Origin of the sequence: Wolbachia endosymbiont (group A) of Nomada flava, assembly GCF_964027055.1 — a bacterium.
Lineage (GTDB): Bacteria > Pseudomonadota > Alphaproteobacteria > Rickettsiales > Anaplasmataceae > Wolbachia > Wolbachia pipientis.
Map to the genome: position 1 here is coordinate 561,417 of NZ_OZ034725.1, position 20,673 is coordinate 582,089.

A 20,673-nucleotide genomic window follows, 5' to 3' on the forward strand; every position below is an offset into this window, starting at 1 on the left:
ATTTTTTGATGTCTTGTAACGCTTTATAAGCGCGTTCAGCTTATTTAGATAAAAATCTAGATGTAGATGAAGTTTTGTAAAGACATACAGTATCTATATACTGCAAAAAATTGAACATAAGACGCCGATACATTAAGTAATCCTTACCTTTTAATCTGCAGATTGGCGAAAGCAAATACAATAGCTTCACTATCATGATAAGTGGGCTGGCGAAGGGTGTCAAGTAAGTTTTTTCGTTTCATCCGATGCGCTGCCAAAAGTTTGTTATGCAAGAATGCACTAGCCATTTCTCACAGATTCATTTAAACTTAATCAAGTAGGAGTATTATTAACGCGAAAAGGGTTTAATTAGAGATTGAAGTGATATGGCGCGTGAGGAAGATATAAACCAATTAGTAGAAAATGGATTTGATATTAATTCAAAAGATGCAAGTGGAATCACTCTCTTGCATAAGTTCACAAAAGAAGGCGATTTAGTTGGAGTAAAGTCATTACTAGAGCACGAAGCTGATTTCAATGTCGTAGACAACGAAAATAGAAACCCTCTGCATTACGCCATTATGCATGGACACAAGAAAGTTGCTAAACTTTTTGTTAACCAACTGACAATTAATTCCAAGGATAAAAATGGATTCACTCCACTGCACCTTGCTGCACTACAAGATGACACGGAATTAATAGATTTTTTGATAACAAAAGGCGCAAAAATTAATGAAAAAGATGCCAAAGAGGGCTATACTCCTCTTCATATAGCTTCACTATACGGTTCTAAAAAAAGCGTCCAAATTTTAATTGATAGCGGAGCAAATCTCGAATGTGAAGATAACAATTTTCGTACTCCTTTGTTTTTAACCATTTATCAATGCACCGCACATTATGACAGCAGAGCAGAAATTATAGAATATCTGATAAAGAAAGGTGCAAATATAGAAGCCAAAGATGCAGAAAATAACACTACGCTTTTCCTAGCAGCGTATAACAACAAAATGCAAATAGTAAAACTTATTGCAAAAAAACAGCAAGCAAGTAACGATAAAATTAAACTTAAAGAGTTTTTTTGCACAAAAAACAACCATGGTTTTGATGCGTTAGATTGCGCTATTGAGCATAATAATAGAAAAATGGTAACATTTCTTGTTTCAAAGGGAATAGAAGCAAACGATCAAGATTTTAATGGTAACGCTAGGCTGCATAAAGCTAGCCATAATGGTAACACTAAAACAGTTAAGCTCTTATTGAAGCTTAAGGTAAACGTTAATGCTGTTACTAAATGTAACAGAACTCCCTTGCTACTCGCAGTTAAAAAAGGCCATACACAAATTGTGAAAATGTTATTGGAAGTTAGAGCCAATATGAACATTTGTGAGCAACAAGGTTTTGCACCTCTACATCTTGCTGTTCAAAAGGATTATTTTGATATAGCTCAGTTGTTAACAGAAAAAGGTGCAGACCTTAACATTAAGTGCAATAACGGTCATACCGCAATAGATATGTTCATTAGCAAGGCTCATAGCAAAAAAAACATCGAAGAAAATTACAAAAAATTTTGTAGATTTTTGATGCTTTACCTGAAAGAGCTACATAGTAAACACAAAGCCTGTTGTATACTTTCAACCCTAGCTCTAAGCTTAACAATTATAGGCTTACCATTTATTTTCAAGCCTATTATTAAATACAGAGAAAGAAGTAAAATATATAAAAAAATTAGGGCTATGCTGGTCTACATTTAAGTACAAGAAGAGTATACAAAAAATACATAGCCAAAGCTAATACACGACAATTATCTGCTCGATGAAAATGAGATTCAGAGGTTGTCCGGAAACAAGTAAATTCAAGCATATTCCCTCTTTAACATAACCCTACTCATAGCTAGGTATATGAAATTCTCAGTGGATGTTGTGAGTAAATCATACTCCTTCGATAGCCTTCTATTCCTATTAACCCAAGCAAAAGTCCTTTCTACAACCCATCTTCTTGGCTGTACTTTAAACCCTTGTTCTCTTGTTGGTAGTAGCTCAGGTGGCGTATCTTTGTGCACCCAAAATCTACATGGAGGCCTTTTAACAATTTCAATATCTATGTCATATTCTTCCTTTATGTGATTCTTTAAATTTCTTCCTTGGTATCCCATGTCAGCCCACATTTTTTTAACTTTAGTATATTTTGTTCTCATATTGTTTAATGCTATTTTAATACCATCTCTATCATTTTCGTTAGCAGCGCCTACGTAACAACCTAGTATAAAACCCTGAGTGTCTGTAATTATATGCCTTTTTCTACCCTTTACTTTTTTACTTCCATCATAGCCTTTGATCCCCCCTTTTCTGTAGTCTTTACAGATTGACTATCTACTATACAGGCACTCGGCTGCTCATTCCTTCCTATTTTTCTTCTACTATATTTCATAATTCATTTTCTCAAAAATTCCCTGCTTCTTCCATTGCCTGAACTGCTCATACACAGTCTTCCATAGCGGAAAATCATTTGGTAAATACCGCCATTGACACCCTGTACGCAATACATAGAAAATTGCTTCTAATATTTCTCTTTTGCTATACTTTGGCGGCCTTCCTCCTTTCTTGTATGATACTCTGAAGTGTTTTTCTATTCTTGCCCATTCCCTTTCGCTTAGATCTGTTGGATACTTTTTTCTCATCTTTACCCCGTACTAAAATTTCAGATATTATAGCCTTTTACTTGTTTCCGGACAACCTCTCAGTATATTTCATTATAAAGATTATAACTCTGATTTTTTTACTTCTTGGTATAATATATCAAGTAGAATATTTAAAGAGGTAAATCGAGCTTGCCCAGAAAAGAAAATATTAAATTTAGCTCTATCAGTTTTAATGTTTCCTTATATAGTTTTCACTGCGTTAGGATTAGCCGTATATAATAAATTAAAAACAAATGATAAGACACAAATCAGTTCAGAGGAGAATAAAACAAAAAAAAGTGAAGTAAGTGAAAGTACAGCAAAAAGATTGGCATATGGTGTTCTTGCTGCAATAGCAATTTTTGTTAATATGGCTGTACTTGTAGCCTTAGTTGTTCCTGCAACAATTGCTTTGGCTACTTTTTATCTTTTAAATAGAGATTTATCTCACTCTTTAGTTACTGCTCTTAAAATAAGTATGGGGCGGTATTCTAATAAGCATCAAAATATTGAGGTGTCTTTTCATGAAAAGGAAGTTACTGGACCAAATATTGCGTGGGATATGGAAATAGAATTTCCACCGCAATTTAAACGATTGCTTAGAGATTTGTATGAAAATGAAAATAACAAGTGGTTTGATGTGACGCGGGATTCAGAGCATAGCATCGTACTGAAATTGTCAACTAACATCAATTTAAAAAATGGTCTTAAGCCCTTACGCAATGAAATCAAGGATGTGCTTGCAACTTCTATTCAGGAATTTGCGAAGACTATGGAAGAACTGATAAAGCTAGAAAAGAAAGAGATTACATATGATAAATTGAAGGAATTGTTGGACGAATTCAGGTTAAAAGTGGTAAGTAGCATAGATTTTAAGTTGACAACTCACTTAATATACAACGCCTATCAAGTTGCCTTTATACAAGCAGTTAGGTTTCATCTGGATAGACGGAAAGAAGGTTTTTCACTGGAAGATGAGATAAAAAATTCTTTAGTGAGACAGGAATTAGAGAGTCAAGGTAAGGAATTACCAGGTGAGAAAGAAGTGATAATAAGAGATCTGAAAAAAGCAGGAGCAAAAGTACCGGATGTTTTAGATGATAGTGAGCTTCCTATATTTAAAGCAGAATGGAAGCGGCTTAAAGAAGAAGGGAAGATAGCTAAGAGAACAATTATTGATGTTTATAAATATATACATAGTAGAGAAACAGAGACAGCTCTAGGTAATGCTAAAGAAGAGATTGATCTTTTAAAAAAAGAAGGACAAAAAAGATATATTAGGATACATGAAAAATTGAAAGAAATATATGGAGATGTAAAAAAGAATAATTTAGCAGGTGATGTTTTAAGAAGAAGGTTAGAAGGTCTTTTTAAGTTCGAGTATGATGATCAAGAAGTTGAGCAAAGGCTAGTAAAATCAGTAATGAAAAAAGCCAAGGGTGAGTTAGGCCTATTAGGCATGCTCAGCTTAATAGACCAGTTTCGGGATTTAGAAAAGGAGATAAAAGGTTCTTTGAGTGAGAATTTAAAAGAAGCTTCAGATAAAGTAAATGCTTTTGTAGCAAACATATATTTAGAAATAACGAAATGCAAAATACAAAATGTACTCAAAGGCCAAGCAAAGGGTATAGAGGATTCATGTAAGCTGTTAGAGGAAAAGGAGCCAGATTTAGTACAGAGGATTAATGCGCACCGAGCGGAAATTGCAGAATGCTTAGAGCAACCTATATCGTTAAGGAAAGTAATAGAAGAAAATGAGGATTTAAACAAATATTTAGAAGGTGAGCGAAATAGGAAAGGAGAACAGCATCCAAGTACAATATTAATAGAGAAGCATTTGAAAAATAACCAAGAAATTCTCAAAGCATTAAAACAGTTAGAATTAGAAGAAAAAGGATTGTTGATAAATGAAGAAACAAAAAATGATTATATAGAAGAACTAGAATCTCGCGAAAAAATAAAGTTTGCAATAATAGAGGGTGATTTACTGAAGGAGTTCGAGCGTGAAACTTTTAACACAGAAGCAGTTAAGAAGTTGTTAGAGGAAGCGGAACTTGAATACTATTTGGCAGAAAAATGCATAAAAAGTCCTGTGATAAAAACAAAAAATAATATCAAGTACTTTTATCAAGGTTTATTGTCTCCTTTGATAGATAATTTGACAAAAGATATAATAAATAATATACCAGGAAATAGTGAAGGTTGTATACAGAAAGTTAAGAACTGGAGTAAAGTTATGTTTGGTGCAATAAAGATTGGAGCATCAAATGCTTATAAAGAGACTACAGAGAGAAAAGCGTTAAATGTGGCACATAATACTTATAAAGAAGGAGAGACATTTCTTCAATGTTTTCAGTCAAATTATGAAGGTGTTGGAGCCTTTTTAGGTGATTTATTTTCTGATGATGGGGTAACATTTAAAAATGATGTGTGGCCTAAAATAGAAGAGCATTTGCATGGAATGTGGGATAGATTTTTCAAGGATATTGAATTCAATATTGGAAATAAATTGGATGAAGTAAGTGTGACACAGCAACGGCAGGAAACTATGATTGTGACTCAACGATAAGTTCTCAAAGTTCCTCCGGTATTTTCACATACTAAATTAACTATAGCACTTGATTCTTTTTGGATCTCTTTTTCAGTTAAAGTGTGAGTTGGAGAGCAGAAAGTAACTGACAATGCTATAGACATCTTATTCGATTCTATATTATTTCCATGGTGTACGTCAAATACTAAAACTTCTGTGATGAGCTCTGAGCTTTTTTTTACCACATTGATTATGTTACCTACTTCCACATCCTTATTTACAATAAATGCGAAATCACGTTTTACACTTTGGTATTTATAATCGATAAATTTCTTTCTACTTACAGGTAAATTTCCGATATTTTCTAATATTACCTCAAAGCCTACAACTTTTTGTTTGATATCAAAAAAATCCAGTATACTTGGATGCAGTTCTCCAAAATAACCAACTATTTTACTTCTAAAAGATAAGGTGCCTGACTTTCCTGGATGATAATATTCTTTTTCTGCTCTCTCTATCGTTAAATTATCGCAATTGACGTTAAAAAACTCCAAAGCTGCTATGCAATCAGCCTTTGCGTCAAAAACATCTACTTTCCTATCAGTATTATAATGGTTTCGCGGTAAATTATTTCCTGTTCTTATTCCACTTAAGACATGTTTAGACTGAGCTTCACCATCGTAAATCGGCCCGATTTCGAAGATTGCAAGATCAGATATTCCATGGGCAATATTATCAGCAGTAACTTGCAATAAATTTGGCATAATACTTGGTCTCATTATATTAAAGTTATTGTTAAACGGATTATCGATGATAAATAACTTATTCGAGTAACCAAATTTTTCAGCTGTTGATTCACTCATAAACGACCAGGTTAGCACTTCATGAAACCCTCTGTTTGTCATCAAAATACGCAAATTGTCGTATGTACTATCTACTTCTTCAACATTATTTGGTAGTGGTTCTTCTTTTATTTTGTCATAGCCGTATATCCTTGTTACTTCTTCGATTAGGTCAGCCGGTATTGTCACGTCCGGTCTCCAGCTTGGTACTTGTACATTCCAATTGCCTTCGGTTTTTTTATCAATACTAAACCCTAGTTTCGTTAAGATATCAAGCACCTCATCAGGCGATACAGACACACTTCCAAACTTGTTCACATCCTGATAATCAAAGCTCACCTTGGTGTCAGCACTATCTAAACTGCCAGCAGACACTACGCTTGAGGTTTCTCCACCACATAAGTCCAGAATCATTTTAGCTGCAAGGTTGAGTCCATCAAAAGTAAATCCAGGATCAACTGAACGTGCAAATCTGTAACTAGCGTCTGTGGAGATGCTCAGCTCCCTTGAGGATTTAGCAATAGAGATTGGATCGAGCAAAGCTAATTCCAAAAAAATATTGGTAGTTTCAAAAGTACATTCACTGCACTTACCACCTATAATTCCAGCAACTCCATGAATATTTTTATCATCAGAAATAACGCTCATGTCTTTGTTTAATAAGTATTCTTTACCGTTTAAACCAGCAAATTTTTCTCCGTCGTTTGCTTTGCGTACTGTGAGCTCTCCTTCTATTTTTTTTGCATCATACGCGTGCATTGGGCGGCTGAAAGATATCATAATATAGTTCGTGATATCAACTATTGCAGAAATGGAGCGCATTCCTATCGATTCCAGCCTATCTTTTAACCATTTTGGGCTTTCTTGATTTTTTACATTGGCGATGTATATTCCACTAATAAAACTTTCCCCGTCAGTAACTTCAACATCGATTGGTGAATTTATGGAGCTGGTAAGTTGTGGAATGCTTAAAGTCTTTAATGTCCCAATTCCAGTTGCAGCAAGGTCGCGAGCTATTCCATAAATGCCTAAGCAATCTCCATGGTTTGGGGTAACATTTATATCAATTACAGGGTCACAATTGAAAAATTTATCCCCTACTTTATAATCATCGGAAAGCTCGATTATTCCTTCACTTTCCTCTTGAACCAGCGCAAGTTCAGAAGCAGAGCAGAGCATCCCTTCACTTAGCACTCCTCGTATTTTTGTGGGCTTGATTGTGAAATCACTTTCTGGCAATGTGCTACCAAGAGATGCAAGCACAGTTTTCATACCTTCTCTAACATTGTTTGCTCCGCAAACTATTTGTAGAATTTTACTCCCGTCATCTACTTTACATAATTTTAATTTATCAGCATTTGGATGCTGTATCACCTCTAATACTTCTGCAACAATAAGACCAGCTAATTTGGTATTGTCGATCACATCTTCTACTTCCAACCCTATGTGAGTTAACTTATCGGTAATTTCTTCTAAACTAGCATTGGTTTCTAAGTGTTCTAATAACCAAGATAATGTGAATTTCATGAACCTTTAAAGAAATAAAAGAGTTATTGTAATATAAAATGTAGTGCTTTTAAAGCTTGTTGTAATGGAATAAAAGGTAACTTCTGTATCACAAGCACAACTGTACGAACATTGTGATACAAGAAACTAAGAAAGATGTCATCCCAGTGCCCTGACTACTTGGATCCAGAAAACTTAATTTTAAATGAGTACACCAGGTGGTTGTACAATAAAAACTGGATTCCAGTGTCAAGCACTGGAATGACACCACCTACTACGCAAATTATCTACAAATTGCAATGTTTGTACACTAGAGCATTACAAGCAACGATGTAGAAGCTTTTGTAACTTTATATCTTCTTGTAAAGAGAAAGAATTTTTTCTATGTCACCTTCTAGGGTTATCTGCCTGGACTGATGAAAATTAAACTTATGGTCATTTTCACAGACTGTACCGATGTAATCATTAATAGTGAAGTTTCCTATCACATTGTGACTTTCATCTAGTACTTCACCTTTTTGTGAGTGGTGATCAGTATATCCATTAAAGTCACTATCCGTTAGCTTGATGTACCCATCTCCAAGCTCCTGTTCTAAATCTAAAGGTAGATTAATAAAATCCATTTCATTCATAATAAGCCTCATATTAAAAATTAAATTATAATTAAAATAAAATGTTAAGTCAAGATATTGAATAATTTAATAAGATTAGTAAATTTTAAAATACAGAGCTGACTGTAATTAACACTCTAATTACATATTTTGTTAATGTATCAATGTTATAATAACACAGAGCTCTATCTTAATTCTTGACTTTGTCCTATAAAATTCATACTTTATTTACTGTTGATAATTCAGATTAAAATGGCATTAAATCCGCTGGAGCAGTTTAAAGTATATACAATAATAGAGTTACCTAGGTTATTTGGGTATGACGTAAGCTTTACCAATTCATCTCTTTTCACGATGATTTCGGTGATATTGGTGATACTCTTTTTGCTTTTTGGAATAAAGAAGGGGGCAGTAATACCAGGATATTTGCAAGCTGCAGTTGAGTATGTATATGATTTTGTTATTTCAATAATAGAAAATAACACTGGAAGCAAAGGCTTGCAGCACATTCCATTGATATTTACAGTGTTTATTTTCATTTTATCATGTAATTTGGTTGGTGTTCTTCCTTATAGTTTCACGGTCACAAGTCATGTGATAGTCACCTTTGCTTTATCGATGGTGGTTTTTATTTATATAACGATTGTTGGATTTAAAGAAAGGGGAGTAGAATTTTTACGCATATTGCTACCAAAAGGAACTCCTTCGTGGCTTGCACCTATAATAATTATTATTAAGTTGTTTGCTTATTTAGTAAGACCGATTAGCCTATCAATAAGGCTTGCAGCAAATATGATTGCTGGTCATACAATCATCAAAGTGATAGCAGGGTTTATTGTAAATATGAACATATTTCTCACTCCTGCGCCGTTTTTGTTCATAATTGCATTGATAGGGTTTGAAGTATTTGTTGCAATTTTACAAGCTTATATATTTACTATATTAACATGTGTATATTTGTCAGATGCAGTAAAGTAATTGACTTCCTTGTAGAATATTTTACAATTATATTATAAAGAAATAGTTAAGGGTAAATATATGGATTTAGTAGCTTTAAAATTTATAGCAATTGGTTTAGCTGTGTTTGGAATGCTCGGTGCTGGTTTAGGTATAGCTAATATCTTCTCTGCTATGTTAAATGGGATTGCGAGAAACCCTGAATCAGAAGGTAAAATGAAAAGTTATGTTTATATTGGTGCTGCCATGGTTGAAATCATGGGATTGCTTGCGTTTGTACTTGCAATGTTATTAATATTTGCTGCTTAACAGATGCCACAGCTTGATGTTTCAACCTTCTTTTCTCAAGTTTTTTGGTTTTTAATTTTTTTCTCTTCACTTTTTTTCGTAGTAAGTTGTTTATTTTTGCCAAAGTTAGATGAAATAATAAGCACTAGAAGTAAAGAAGTATTGGATTCTTTTAATAGTTCTGTTCATCTTTTAAGACTCACGGAAGATCAGGTTGCCAAGTATAATGCCGCTTTAAACCAAGCTAGAATACAGGCAAAAAAAATCATAGATGATGCACTTGCTCAGGTAGAAGAAATGAGAGCTAATGTTAAGAATATATTAGAAGAGGAAGACAAAAAAAAGAGCAAGCTTATTGAAAAAAAAGTGGCAGAATTTAAATCTGAATATACTGATCAGTTAAAACAAATGGCTACTAGTATTGCTTTAATTTATTATACTAAATTGACTAATTCTGAAATTGAAGAGGAATTTATTGCTGACTTGGTGTCCAAAGAATTTTAGGGGTTTTTATGTCTACATCACTGATTATCGGTCTTGCCTTCTTGGTAAGTTTTGTCCTTTCGTATAAATTGCTAAAGAAAGTGATAAAAAATGCGCTTAACAATAAGCGTAACAAAAGCAAATTTTCAAGTGAAGAAACTGAAAAATTCAGGAAAGATATGTTGGAGTATTACAAAAAATCTTCTAAAAAATACAAAGAATTAGATGCAGAAGTTAATAAAATGATGAATGAAGCACTTGATAAAGCTAATAGTATCATTAAGCACAATAGACAGCAGCTAGATCAGACATTAGATGACAATGCCCATTCTAACTTGAAGAAAGTCACTGACCAAGTTGAAAAAGCTCTTGGAGATTTACAGGCTAACACAGCGAATATAGCTGCTGATGCTGTAAAAAAAATAATGCATGAACGTAAAGATGATAAGCGTAGTAGCGAGGTCATATCTTCATTTTCACGTGACTTAAATAAAAAATTGCATTAGGTTCAATGCAACAATTGCCTATACTTCAAGCTGATAATGTAGAAAAAATTAAGTTTGATTCTAGTTTGTGCAAAGAGCCAGAGAAACTTTTTTACTATAAATTTAATATAATTCCTTGGCAAAAATTAAATAATACTACTTTTTTTATGGTTGAAGACACAAGCCGAGATATCAACCGTTGGGTCGAAGCTCATTACGGTATTGACTATGTATTAATAAAAGTGGATAGCGAACAGATTTTAAATCTTCTTAACTCGCACTTTGGTATTTCAGAATTTGCAAGCAACTACTTATATTACAAGAATCCTAATTTTTCAGCTAAAAGCATTAAACTAAGCTCAATATTTTTTGCTTCTTTCTTTATTGTAACTTCAATTTTAACACTAACAGAGAAATATACATATTTTGCTTTGATGTTGATATTTATAATCGGATGTTCTAGTTATTTATTCAAGTTTATAGCTACAGTTTTTAGCTTATGTGAAACCTCCAACCAAAAAGTGGATTATAGTAAGCTGAATGAAGAAGATTTTCCTATATATACTATTTTATTGCCTGCTTTTAAAGAAAGTGCAGTGATAGAGCAATTGATCGAAAGCATTGAAAGTTTGAATTATCCAAAATCAAAATTAGATGTGAAGCTTCAGGTAGAAAGTGATGACCAAGAAACGCTAGCAGCTATAGAAAAGTACACTTTACTGCAGTATTTTGAAGTAATAAAAGTGCCTCATTCTTTGCCTAGAACAAAAGCCAAGTCATGCAATTATGCTATGAGCTTTGCTAGAGGAAAGTATGCAGTAATATATGATGCGGACGATAAACCAGACCCATTGCAGTTAAAAAAAGCACTGATTGAATTTAATAAGGGCGACGATAAGTTAGCCTGTGTACAGGCGAAATTAAATTACTATAATTGTGATTATAATTTTCTCACAAAATCCTTTTCTCTGGAGTATATGAACTGGTTTCAATACTTATTGCCTGGATTCCAAAAAATGAACATGCCAATGCCTTTGGGTGGTAGCAGTAATCATTTTTCAGTAAAAATTCTAAAAAAAGTGTTTTTCTGGGATGCTTACAGTGTTACCGAAGATGCTGACCTCGGTTTGAGACTTGCGCAAATGGGATATAAAACCAGGATGATTGACTCAGAAACATTGGAAGAGTCACCAATTGCTGTATTTGCTTGGATTAAGCAAAGAGCGCGCTGGATCAAAGGCTATATGCAAACTTATATTGTTCATTTAAAAAATATAAAGTCACTTTATAAACACACTGGATTTAAGGGAATTTTGCTATTGAATCTTTTTGTTGGCTCTGCAGCTTTTATATTTTTTACTACTCCATTTTTATTGCTTTCATTGATATTAACTAAAGTTTTAAATGAATTATTTTTGTACTACTTTGTAGTGGTATACGTTACTAACCTGATTCTTTTGGTAATAGCTGTCAAACAGCAAAAGATGCCTTTTTATTTTTATATAGTATCGATATTTTTTCCGGTCTATAGTCTGCTACATAGTGTTGCAGCTTTTCTTGCCTTATGGGAATTTATTCTTTACCCTGAGCGATGGAACAAAACTCAGCATGGTTTATGGAAGCAAAACCTGTAGCTATTTGGCTTTTTCTCTGCTGTATTATGGTAATTCTCATGGTGGGGATTGGTGGATTTACCAGACTTTCAAAAGCAGGATTGTCAATCACGGAGTGGAAACCTATTACTGGAACATTACCACCACTGAATGAGCAAGACTGGCTACAAGAAAAATTAAAATACGAAGCTACACCTGAGTATAAAGCATTCAACTATGGTATGAGTATGGAGGAGTTTCGCGCTATATACTTAATAGAGTATGTGCATAGATTAATTGCAAGACTAACAGGTTTAGTTTTTGTCCTGCCATTTATATATTTCACATTAAGAAGAAAAATATCTAAAAAGGTAGTAATAAGGCTATTTATGGCATTATTATTTGGAGCTTTACAAGCTTTTGCTGGTTGGTATATGGTTAAAAGTGGTTTAGTAACTGAACCTCATGTTAGCCACTATAGGCTTGCACTTCACTTATTATTAGCATTAATTATCTTTGCATTATTGTCATATCAATTTTTTGATTACCAAATATGGATCCCAGTGTTACGTACACAACTATACGAACATTGCAGTATAAGAGTAATTTTCACCAAGAAAGATGTCATCCCAGTGCCCAGACACTGGGATCCAGAAAACTTAACTTTAAATAAGTGGCTGCATAGTAAAAGCTGGATTCCAGTGTCAGCTACTTTCATGACACCATTTGCTGTGCAATTTATTTTCAAAAGTAAGCGTTCGTACAGTTGTGTGTCAGCTACTCGGATGACAGGATTTCAATCTACTAACAGTAGTATATATTACACAATACTTATTCTGATTCTAATTGTAATACAAATAATTTTCGGCGCATTTGTTGCGGGATTAAATGCTGGTTTGATTTACAATACCTTTCCACTAATGGACGGACAAATCGTTCCAGAAGATTTATTTTTCTTACAGCCTATATGGCTGAATATCTTTGAGAACAGAGCGACAGTGCAATTTATACATCGAGCACTGGCATTGCTAATACTAACTTTGGTAGTAATACTCACAGTAAAAAATGCTAGCGTAAAACCGGTATATATTATGCTGCTCTCCATGATCATTCAGATAATTTTAGGAGTGGTTACTCTTTTGTTACACATACCAATAGCCATTGCCATAGCTCATCAAGTGTTTTCATTTATCTTGTTTGGGTCAAGTTTGTACTTCTTGTGTTATTTAAGAAAGCAGACTACATCACCAATCTGCACATTTTTTCCTTCTTGAACGGGAATATTTTTTATCACCATTGCTGCTTCAGCACATATGATATTTTCCATTTTCATTGCCTCCACCACAAATAAAGGTTGTCCTATTTCTATCTGATCTCCTACATTTACGTGTAATTTAACTAATAAGCCAGATATTGGGGATTTTACAGCATCTACTGAAATCTCTTCTGTTTTATTGTTTAGCATTAACTTACTTAATTCAGCTACATGAGATTTGAATACACAACATTCAGCTTTCATGCCTGCATGTCTTATGAAGTATTTACTGCCTTGTTTTTCTACTTTAAATGTTATATCAGCATCATCATTAATTGTAATATATAGTAATTTATGACTTGATTTCCACTTGCCTATAACGGAGTATTTATTGTGATTATATACTGTTATTAATATATTATCTTGGTATTTTGCATTTACGGAGTACTCATTGTCATTTATATTCACTATGAATAAATCTCTTGCACGGTCACCTGCCATCCGAGTAGCTGATACTGGTGCCCCTTCTTTTTTACTAGTCACGCGCTGGAATGACACCTGAGATGTTTTATTCACTGCTTCGTAATAGTACCTTTCTTCATTTTCCAAATGAACATATAACGCAGTGAAAATAAATATTTTAATATACTCCTCTGTAACAAAATCGCCGTGAAACCCACTGGGGTAATGGTCTGGAATGAATCTCGTGTGGAGCTTTGCTGCGATAAAATTTGGGTGATGGAAGATGGATTCTAGAAATTCTATATTATTTGTTACTCCTTCTATATAGCATTCAGACAATGCTTTTTGCATTCTGCTGATCGCTTCTACTCTATCTTTTCCATATGTTATAACTTTTGCAATCATTGAGTCATAGAACGTGCTAATTTCTGAACCTGCAGCAACTCCATCATCTATTCTTACATAATCATTTTCACCCGGTTTATCGTAATATTTTATTCTTCCGCTGGAAGGGAAAAATTTCTTCGATGGGTCTTCAGCGCAAATTCTACTTTCTATTGCAGAACCAGTAAGTTTAATATCATCCTGATTGAATCTCAATTTCTCTCCACAGGAAGTTCTAATCATTTCTTCTACTATGTCTATTCCAGTTATAAATTCTGTTACTGGATGCTCAACTTGCAATCTCGTATTTACCTCAAGAAAATAGAAGTTTTGGTCTTTATCTACAACAAACTCAACAGTGCCTGCTGAAAAATAGCCAACTTGCTTTGCCAGAGAAACACATTGAACATACATTTTTTGTCTTACTTCTTCACTAATGAATGGACTTGGCGTTTCTTCTATTATTTTCTGATTATTCCTTTGTATCGAGCATTCTCTTTCTCCAAGACAAACTATATTGCCATATTTATCTGCTATGATTTGTATTTCAATATGTCTTGGCAACTCTATATATTTCTCTATAAAGATACTGCCATCCTTAAAACTTTTCTCTGCTTCATTTGTGGCTGATGTAAATGCTAGTTCAATTTCTTTTTTGGAGTTTACAATTCGCATTCCTTTGCCACCACCGCCTGATGCAGCTTTGAGCATAACGGGAAAACCGACCTCTTTAGCAACTTGAGCTGCGTGGGCAGCATCGCTGATCTTACCCATATATCCTGGCACTACATTCACTCCAGCTTTTCTTGCCGCTTCTTTTGCTGTTATTTTGTTGGCTGTAACTTCTATTGTTTCTGCACTGGGACCTATGAAATCTATATTGTGTTTTTGCAAAGCACGTGGAAAATCTGGATTTTCTGCTAAAAAACCATAGCCAGGATGAACTGCCTCAGCACCTGTTTCAACTGCTACTTCACATATTTTTTCAATGTTTAAATAACTGAGGCAAGATGGCGAAGGGCCGATATATCTTGACTCATCTGCTTGTCTTACATGCACAGAATTTACATCTGCATCCGAATATATGCATACACAAGATATACCCATCCTACGAGCAGTTCTGATAATCCTGCAGGCAATTTCTCCTCTGTTTGCTATTAAAATCTTACTGTACTTCTTTTCCGTCATCGTATAAGTATACTTTCTTAAGCTGAGAAAGTAAATTTCTATATCATTGCCTGCAACTTTTTGTTATATATCAGACAGCCACCCTTGCAAGATCTGTACTACTAAAAGTTTCCACTGGAGTGCTCATGTCATGCAAGTTATGTATCTCACTACACACTTTGCCTGACAGATACGCAGCCCCACCAGAAACTATCCCAGCCATCGTAGCCAGTGCAAGAGATTGAGAAACTAAAAATAAAAAGTATAAAGACAAACATAAAGCAGCAATGCACGCTATAGCTCCTACTATATATAAACACAGGTGAAACTTCTGATTACATATAAGACTGTCTTTTATGCCTGCAATTTCTCTTACTTCTTTCTTAACATCCTTACTAACCCAATCAAGAGGAGTCCTTTTAGATTTATCTAACGCACATCTATTGCCTAATGCATTTTTAATGTAACTTTTAAAATTTTCTGATTTTTCTTTTGTTACTTTTTCCGAAGAATCCAAATGCTCAAATATTCCTCTCACTACATCCGGTAATATCCTCATCTTCGCCGCTATATGGAATGGATTTTCATGATCGTCATTGTACTCTAATAAACGAGCATCACTTTCAATACTTTTTTTGAAAATGAACAAAAATCTTTCAATATTTTTTGTTCTTGCAGCTAAATGCAAGAGATTGTCTCCCCACACTATTAGTTTTATTTTATCAGATGGACCAGTGTGGCTCCAACTTATATTAGCTTGTTCGAGCAAGCTTTCTATATCTACAGATCCAATCATAACATACCTCGCTATATTTAACCAACACTAAATTATACAACATAACTTTATGAAAAACAAGTAAATCTTATCTCTCAGAATAAATAAATTCCACATTGTTACAAACGTGGATTTTGGGTATCATAGCCTATACTTTACTGTAACAATAACATGCCAGACGTAGTCACTAGATTCGCTCCATCACCCACAGGGTTTTTGCACATTGGAGGGGCTCGTACTGCTTTATTCAATTGGCTCTATGCAAAGCATCATGGTGGCAGGTTTTTGCTAAGGATTGAAGACACCGACAGAAAACGTTCAACGCAAGAAGCAATTGATGCAATTATAGAAGGGCTAAAATGGCTCGGTGTGAGCTGTGATGGGGAAATAGTATATCAATCAAAAAGAATAGAGCGGCATAAAGAAGTAGCAAACCTTTTAGTTGAGAAGGGTAGGGCATATCACTGTTACTGTCCTGAAAATGAAGTTGCAGAAAAGAAAATAAAAGCAAGAGAAGAGGGCAAGATATATAAGCACAAATGTATTAGTGTGACATCAGACGTAAAGCCTGTTGTTCGCTTTAAAGTGCCGGATTCGCAAGAGATCGTCATTGATGATAAAATATACGGCCAAATCAAAGTAAATAGCGAGCAGCTTGATGATATAGTGATCTTACGTTCTGATAACACTCCAACATATATTTTTGCCGTAGTGGTTGACGATCATGATGCGGGAATAACCGATATTATACGTGGCTCTGACCATCTCACTAATACCTTTAAACAGTTGCTAATATACCAGGCTCTTGATTTTGACATTCCACGTTTTGCACATGTGCCGCTTATTCATGGGGAAGATGGGAATAAGCTATCCAAAAGGCATGGTGCCACAAGCGTTTGCGATTATGAAAAGATGGGAATATTGCCAAAAGCGATGCGTAATTACTTGCTGAGACTTGGCTGGAGTCACGGCAACGATGAGATTATTAGCGATGAGCAAGCAATAGAGTGGTTTAATATAGAAAGTATTGGTCGTTCACCTGCACGGCTCGATTTCAAAAAACTGGAGCATTTGAATAACCACTATATTAGTAATATGAGCAATGAAGATATTCTGACTCTAATGCTTAGAGAAAATACTCTAACTGACAAAAAAAAGGGCTATTTACTGCAGGGACTGACAGAGCTAAAAAAAAGAGCAAACTACCTGACCGAATTATTGGATTTAGCAAAATTTTATATTCAAGATCCGCCACTTGATTTAAGTGAAGAAGCTTGTCAAATTGTCAAATCTAACCTCAATATAATTAAGTTACTCGCATCATTTCTGTCAAAGATCGGTGATGAAAATTGGAATAAGGGTTTTTTATCTTCTCAGATCAAGGAATGTGCAAAATTGCACGATATGAAAATAAGCGATGTATACCACTCATTACGCGCCCCTATAACTGGAGTAATGGATGCACCTGGAATCATTGATATCATGGTGATTCTTGGTAAAGATGAGTGTATAAGAAGGTTACAAGCAATTTAAATGAAATAAGAAAATTACTTGACATCCTTCGCCAGCCCCCTTATCATGACGTGTATAACAATGTTACAAAAAATAATATCATAGAATTCAATAGGATAATCCCTAGAGAATTACTCATCTACAAAAAGCCAAATCGTGTTAATTCTGTTTAGATGTAAAAGATAAGCTAAATCTTTACAAAGAAAACATCTCAAGCAGCAAGACACCTTTGATTGAAAGAGAGCACCAAATTTATGGTGAGCAACTGCGCTACAACTAAATCGACAAATCTTAATAGGGGAAAAACTGACCTTACCCAGAAAAAGTGGAGAGAAAGTTTGGAATGTTTTTCACAAAGAGAATGATGAATCAAAATGCTCAGGAATGCAATAGTTAATAGTGACGTTGTTTGTTATAAAAAATTTCTATATATTCAAATATAGCAGTTTTGATATGCTGTTTAGAGTGCCGAGAGGTGTCTATTGGTAACTCCCTTTTTAGAGAACTGAAGAAGCTTTCCACAACAGAATTGTCGTAACAACAACCTTTATGACTCATCTATGTTTTTTATGGATAAGAGATATTGATAACCTTGCGAAGTATATTGTGAACCTTGATCACTATGTAATAGTAGATTTTTGGCAGGTTTACGCTTGTTAACGGCCATTAATAAAGAGTCCATAACCAATTGTTTATTTATTGAACTGCTCATTGACCAGCCAACTACCATGCGTGAATATAGATCGATTATTGTTGCCAAATATAGCCATCCTTCTTTGGTTTTTATATAAGTAATCCCATACTTTATTTGGTTGATCGACAATAAAGTTTTGGTCTAATATATTGGGAGCTACGACTCTACTGTCCGTTTGTTGTTTCTTAATTTTAAATTTTCTTCTCAATATAGCCTGAATACCATTTTTCTGCATAATACTTTGCACTGTTTTTAAGTTGCAACTTTTACCCAAAGCCTTTAATTCAGCATGAATTTTAGGAGCTCCATATCTACATTTAGAAGCTTGATATATTTTTTGAATATCTGCTAATAACTCTTTATTTGCTGATTCTCTACTGCTTATTTTCCTTGTAGTCCACTTATAGTAGCCACTAGCAGAAAACCCTACATAATTCCTGCACTTTATAGTGTTTACTATGCTCTTTTATGAAAAAATATTTTACTCTTTTTGACTGGCCAGGGCTTTTTTTAAAATGTCTCTTTCTCTTGTTACTTTTGCTAACTCTTTCTGTAAATCAAATCTCTCTTTGTCATAAGGTGCTACATCTGGAAATGCATTTGCCGCTGACTTTTTTTCGTTATATTTCTTCATCCATTTTCCTAATACACTATCCCTTATTCCTAGATCTCTTGCTACTTTTGCAACTGGTTGACCTACCTTTCTTTGTTCATTTGCCAGCTTAACAGCTTCCAATTTGAATTCTGCCGTATATTCTCTTGCCATTTCTAATCCTCCAAAATTTTATTTTACCCGAAAAAACTCCTTTCTTTCTCTCCACTTTTTCTGGGTAAGGTCAGTTTAGCTATAGGTAGCAATTTTCTGTATTTATTTTAAATTGAAGGAAGCTCAAATGAAAGATCATGTTTTGCTAAAAATCACAGAATGCAGTCTAACAGTGAACGGTTACGCTTTTGATCGAAAATGTTGTATAGTACACAATCAATTTTTCTGGATCCAAGTAGTCAAGGCACTGCCTTTGTGTTTGAGGCAAAATCGGCTATAACACTTAACATACTGCCTTTGCAAACAAATGTTCGTACAGTTATGTGTCAGCTACTTGCATGACGCCATTGCCTGAACGGGTACCAATGATTACCTATCAATCTCACCAAAAACTATATCGAGTGAGCCAATAATTGCTGCAACGTCAGCAAGCATGTGTCCTTTTGCCATAAAGTCTAAGGCTTGTAAATGCGCAAAGCCAGGTGCTCTTATTCGGCACCTATAAGGTCTATTGGTACCATCTGAAACTATATACACTCCAAACTCACCTTTTGGTGCCTCAACAACTGCGTAAGCCTCACCTTCTGGTACGTGATATCCTTCTGAATAGAGCTTAAAATGGTGAATCAGAGCTTCCATAGATTTTTTCATCTCTGCTCTTGACGGTGGAGAAATTTTTCTATCTTCAGTTTTTATTGGCCCTTCAGGCATTTTCTCTATGCACTGCTTCACCAAACTGATAGATTGCCTAATCTCTGCCATTCTAACTAGATAACGGTCATAACAGTCGCCATTTTGGCCGATCGGTATATCAAAATCTAGTTGATCATATATCTCATATGGCTGGCTTTTTCGCAAATCCCAAGCAAGCCCAGCAGCGCGCAACATTGGGCCACTAAAGCCCCAATCAAGTGCCTGTTTAATTGATATTTCACTAATTCCTACAGTGCGTTGCTTCCATATCCTATTTTCTGTTAAAAGTTCATCAACATCGTCTATATACTTTGGAAATTGCTCTATAAACTTTGCAATATCCTCAATCAAACCTTCTGGAACATCTGCTGCAATTCCACCTGGCCTGATGTAAGCTGCGTGAAACCTTGCACCTGAAGCTCTTTCGTAAAATTCCAGTATTTTTTCTCTTTCTTCAAAGAGCCATAAAAGAGGGGTCATTGCTCCAACATCAAGTGCTTGAGAAGAAACGTTCAGTAAATGATTTAGTATCCTCGTCAGTTCACAAAACAAGACACGTAAATACTTTGCCCTAATTGGCACTTCACATTGCAACAATTTCTCCACACAAAGTGAATATGCATGCTCTTGTGACATTGGTGATACGTAATCAAGGCGATCAAAATAAGGCAAAGCTTGAAGATACGTTTTATGTTCTATTAATTTTTCAGTACCGCGGTGCAAAAGCCCAATATGGGGATCTGCCCTCTCGATCACTTCACCATCCATCTCTAAAACAAGACGCAACACTCCATGTGCAGCTGGGTGCTGAGGTCCAAAATTTAACATCATTGTCTTTAGATCGGGCATGTCCAGTAGTTTAAGATATTAAAATTGTATAGGCTAAAGTGCGCTCAAAGTCAATAAACTTCTTGCATAGGCTACAACTATCATTCAATAGAAACAAAAACTTTTACAATGGCTAATAAGTGTTGGTAAAACCAAGTCACTTTAGCTATAGAATGACAAAAAAGGT

At 34.6% G+C, this 20,673-nt stretch carries 18 protein-coding genes and 3 pseudogenes; 11 read left to right on the forward strand and 10 right to left on the reverse strand.

The window, feature by feature from the left end; genetic code table 11:
* Positions 1-365: 365 nt before the first annotated feature.
* Positions 366-1,730, forward strand: coding sequence for an ankyrin repeat domain-containing protein (locus tag AAGD70_RS02960; RefSeq protein ID WP_065095203.1), 1,365 nt, complete (start codon positions 366-368; stop codon positions 1,728-1,730).
* Positions 1,731-1,831: 101 nt separating this feature from the next.
* Here AAGD70_RS02960 and AAGD70_RS02965 read toward each other — a convergent pair.
* Positions 1,832-2,656 (reverse strand): annotated as a pseudogene (locus AAGD70_RS02965) (IS5-like element ISWpi1 family transposase).
* Between the two features lie 193 nt (positions 2,657-2,849).
* On the opposite strand from AAGD70_RS02965, the gene AAGD70_RS02970 reads away from it, so the two are divergent.
* Positions 2,850-5,225: a hypothetical protein gene (locus tag AAGD70_RS02970; protein ID WP_245611035.1), complete on the forward strand. Its 2,376-nt coding sequence runs from the start codon at positions 2,850-2,852 to the stop codon at positions 5,223-5,225.
* Here the strand turns inward: AAGD70_RS02970 and pheT are convergent.
* Positions 5,216-7,555, reverse strand: coding sequence for a phenylalanine--tRNA ligase subunit beta (gene pheT / locus AAGD70_RS02975; protein WP_065095350.1), 2,340 nt, complete (start codon positions 7,553-7,555; stop codon positions 5,216-5,218). The genes AAGD70_RS02970 and pheT overlap by 10 nt on opposite strands.
* A 153-nt stretch (positions 7,556-7,708) precedes the next feature.
* Here pheT and AAGD70_RS02980 point away from each other — a divergent pair.
* Positions 7,709-7,861 (forward strand): annotated as a pseudogene (locus AAGD70_RS02980) (WPE palindromic element domain-containing protein); the annotation flags it as partial.
* Between the two features lie 23 nt (positions 7,862-7,884).
* On the opposite strand, the gene AAGD70_RS02985 reads toward AAGD70_RS02980, so the two are convergent.
* Positions 7,885-8,166 (reverse strand): hypothetical protein, encoded by a 282-nt coding sequence (locus AAGD70_RS02985; protein WP_065094796.1) that lies wholly within the window; start codon positions 8,164-8,166, stop codon positions 7,885-7,887.
* A 231-nt stretch (positions 8,167-8,397) separates the two neighbouring features.
* On the opposite strand from AAGD70_RS02985, the gene AAGD70_RS02990 reads away from it, so the two are divergent.
* Genes AAGD70_RS02990 through AAGD70_RS03015 form a run of 6 tightly spaced genes read left to right on the forward strand, consistent with a single transcriptional unit; the run spans position 8,398 to position 13,224 of the window.
* On the forward strand, positions 8,398-9,123 hold the full coding sequence (locus tag AAGD70_RS02990) for a F0F1 ATP synthase subunit A (RefSeq protein ID WP_065094795.1): 726 nt from the start codon (positions 8,398-8,400) through the stop codon (positions 9,121-9,123).
* 60 nt (positions 9,124-9,183) lie between these two features.
* The gene (locus tag AAGD70_RS02995) at positions 9,184-9,411 is read left to right on the forward strand and encodes a F0F1 ATP synthase subunit C (RefSeq protein WP_006014985.1); all 228 of its coding nucleotides are present in this window, start codon (positions 9,184-9,186) and stop codon (positions 9,409-9,411) included.
* 3 nt (positions 9,412-9,414) lie between these two features.
* Positions 9,415-9,894, forward strand: a complete 480-nt coding sequence (locus tag AAGD70_RS03000) for a hypothetical protein (RefSeq protein ID WP_065094794.1) — start codon at positions 9,415-9,417, stop codon at positions 9,892-9,894.
* An 8-nt stretch (positions 9,895-9,902) separates the two neighbouring features.
* Positions 9,903-10,379 (forward strand): hypothetical protein, encoded by a 477-nt coding sequence (locus tag AAGD70_RS03005; protein WP_065094793.1) that lies wholly within the window; start codon positions 9,903-9,905, stop codon positions 10,377-10,379.
* 14 nt (positions 10,380-10,393) lie between these two features.
* Complete coding sequence (locus AAGD70_RS03010) at positions 10,394-11,992, forward strand: glycosyltransferase family 2 protein (RefSeq protein ID WP_065095486.1); 1,599 nt, start codon at positions 10,394-10,396, stop codon at positions 11,990-11,992.
* Positions 11,950-13,224 (forward strand): COX15/CtaA family protein, encoded by a 1,275-nt coding sequence (locus AAGD70_RS03015; protein WP_245611037.1) that lies wholly within the window; start codon positions 11,950-11,952, stop codon positions 13,222-13,224. Before AAGD70_RS03010 ends, AAGD70_RS03015 begins: the two co-directional genes overlap by 43 nt.
* Here AAGD70_RS03015 and AAGD70_RS03020 read toward each other — a convergent pair.
* Complete coding sequence (locus tag AAGD70_RS03020) at positions 13,173-15,239, reverse strand: acetyl-CoA carboxylase biotin carboxylase subunit (RefSeq protein ID WP_065094792.1); 2,067 nt, start codon at positions 15,237-15,239, stop codon at positions 13,173-13,175. The two genes, AAGD70_RS03015 and AAGD70_RS03020, sit on opposite strands and share 52 nt — an antisense overlap.
* Before the next feature lie 70 nt (positions 15,240-15,309).
* Entirely contained in the window at positions 15,310-16,014 is a 705-nt protein-coding gene (locus AAGD70_RS03025) for a hypothetical protein (protein WP_065094791.1), read from the reverse strand.
* 150 nt (positions 16,015-16,164) lie between these two features.
* On the opposite strand from AAGD70_RS03025, the gene gltX reads away from it, so the two are divergent.
* A complete protein-coding gene (gene gltX, locus AAGD70_RS03030) occupies positions 16,165-17,526 on the forward strand; it encodes a glutamate--tRNA ligase (RefSeq protein ID WP_065094790.1) in 1,362 nt (453 codons plus the stop codon).
* Positions 17,527-17,898: 372 nt separating this feature from the next.
* On the opposite strand, the gene AAGD70_RS07760 is transcribed toward gltX, so the two are convergent.
* From AAGD70_RS07760 to AAGD70_RS03045, 4 genes and pseudogenes are all read right to left on the reverse strand, one after another.
* Complete coding sequence (locus AAGD70_RS07760) at positions 17,899-18,063, reverse strand: IS3 family transposase (RefSeq protein WP_081600772.1); 165 nt, start codon at positions 18,061-18,063, stop codon at positions 17,899-17,901.
* Positions 18,053-18,328, reverse strand: coding sequence for a DDE-type integrase/transposase/recombinase (locus AAGD70_RS03035; protein ID WP_082942384.1), 276 nt, complete (start codon positions 18,326-18,328; stop codon positions 18,053-18,055). Before AAGD70_RS03035 ends, AAGD70_RS07760 begins: the two co-directional genes overlap by 11 nt.
* A gap of 124 nt (positions 18,329-18,452) precedes the next feature.
* Positions 18,453-18,659 (reverse strand): annotated as a pseudogene (locus AAGD70_RS03040) (IS3 family transposase); the annotation flags it as partial.
* A 21-nt stretch (positions 18,660-18,680) separates the two neighbouring features.
* Positions 18,681-18,965, reverse strand: coding sequence for a transposase (locus AAGD70_RS03045; protein ID WP_038198869.1), 285 nt, complete (start codon positions 18,963-18,965; stop codon positions 18,681-18,683).
* Positions 18,966-19,163: 198 nt separating this feature from the next.
* Between AAGD70_RS03045 and AAGD70_RS03050 the strand changes: the two genes are divergently transcribed.
* Positions 19,164-19,307 (forward strand): hypothetical protein, encoded by a 144-nt coding sequence (locus AAGD70_RS03050; RefSeq protein ID WP_153296793.1) that lies wholly within the window; start codon positions 19,164-19,166, stop codon positions 19,305-19,307.
* 27 nt (positions 19,308-19,334) lie between these two features.
* Here AAGD70_RS03050 and AAGD70_RS03055 read toward each other — a convergent pair whose 3' ends face one another.
* Positions 19,335-20,507: an NADH-quinone oxidoreductase subunit D gene (locus tag AAGD70_RS03055; protein WP_065095077.1), complete on the reverse strand. Its 1,173-nt coding sequence runs from the start codon at positions 20,505-20,507 to the stop codon at positions 19,335-19,337.
* Between the last annotated feature and the right edge of the window lie 166 nt (positions 20,508-20,673).

Excerpts from the sequence above, each read along its gene's own strand:
- AAGD70_RS03045 (WP_038198869.1), bottom strand. The coding sequence starts at position 18,965 with ATGGCAAGAGAATATACGGCAGAATTCAAATTGGAAGCTGTTAAGCTG.
- pheT (WP_065095350.1), bottom strand. The coding sequence starts at position 7,555 with ATGAAATTCACATTATCTTGGTTATTAGAACACTTAGAAACCAATGCT.
- AAGD70_RS02970 (WP_245611035.1), top strand. The coding sequence starts at position 2,850 with ATGTTTCCTTATATAGTTTTCACTGCGTTAGGATTAGCCGTATATAAT.
- AAGD70_RS03000 (WP_065094794.1), top strand. The coding sequence starts at position 9,415 with ATGCCACAGCTTGATGTTTCAACCTTCTTTTCTCAAGTTTTTTGGTTT.
- gltX (WP_065094790.1), top strand. The coding sequence starts at position 16,165 with ATGCCAGACGTAGTCACTAGATTCGCTCCATCACCCACAGGGTTTTTG.
- AAGD70_RS02960 (WP_065095203.1), top strand. The coding sequence starts at position 366 with ATGGCGCGTGAGGAAGATATAAACCAATTAGTAGAAAATGGATTTGAT.
- AAGD70_RS07760 (WP_081600772.1), bottom strand. The coding sequence starts at position 18,063 with ATGAGTCATAAAGGTTGTTGTTACGACAATTCTGTTGTGGAAAGCTTC.
- AAGD70_RS02995 (WP_006014985.1), top strand. The coding sequence starts at position 9,184 with ATGGATTTAGTAGCTTTAAAATTTATAGCAATTGGTTTAGCTGTGTTT.
- AAGD70_RS03005 (WP_065094793.1), top strand. The coding sequence starts at position 9,903 with ATGTCTACATCACTGATTATCGGTCTTGCCTTCTTGGTAAGTTTTGTC.
- AAGD70_RS03015 (WP_245611037.1), top strand. The coding sequence starts at position 11,950 with ATGGAACAAAACTCAGCATGGTTTATGGAAGCAAAACCTGTAGCTATT.
- AAGD70_RS03025 (WP_065094791.1), bottom strand. The coding sequence starts at position 16,014 with ATGATTGGATCTGTAGATATAGAAAGCTTGCTCGAACAAGCTAATATA.
- AAGD70_RS03055 (WP_065095077.1), bottom strand. The coding sequence starts at position 20,507 with ATGCCCGATCTAAAGACAATGATGTTAAATTTTGGACCTCAGCACCCA.
- AAGD70_RS02985 (WP_065094796.1), bottom strand. The coding sequence starts at position 8,166 with ATGAATGAAATGGATTTTATTAATCTACCTTTAGATTTAGAACAGGAG.
- AAGD70_RS02990 (WP_065094795.1), top strand. The coding sequence starts at position 8,398 with ATGGCATTAAATCCGCTGGAGCAGTTTAAAGTATATACAATAATAGAG.
- AAGD70_RS03050 (WP_153296793.1), top strand. The coding sequence starts at position 19,164 with ATGTTGTATAGTACACAATCAATTTTTCTGGATCCAAGTAGTCAAGGC.
- AAGD70_RS03020 (WP_065094792.1), bottom strand. The coding sequence starts at position 15,239 with ATGACGGAAAAGAAGTACAGTAAGATTTTAATAGCAAACAGAGGAGAA.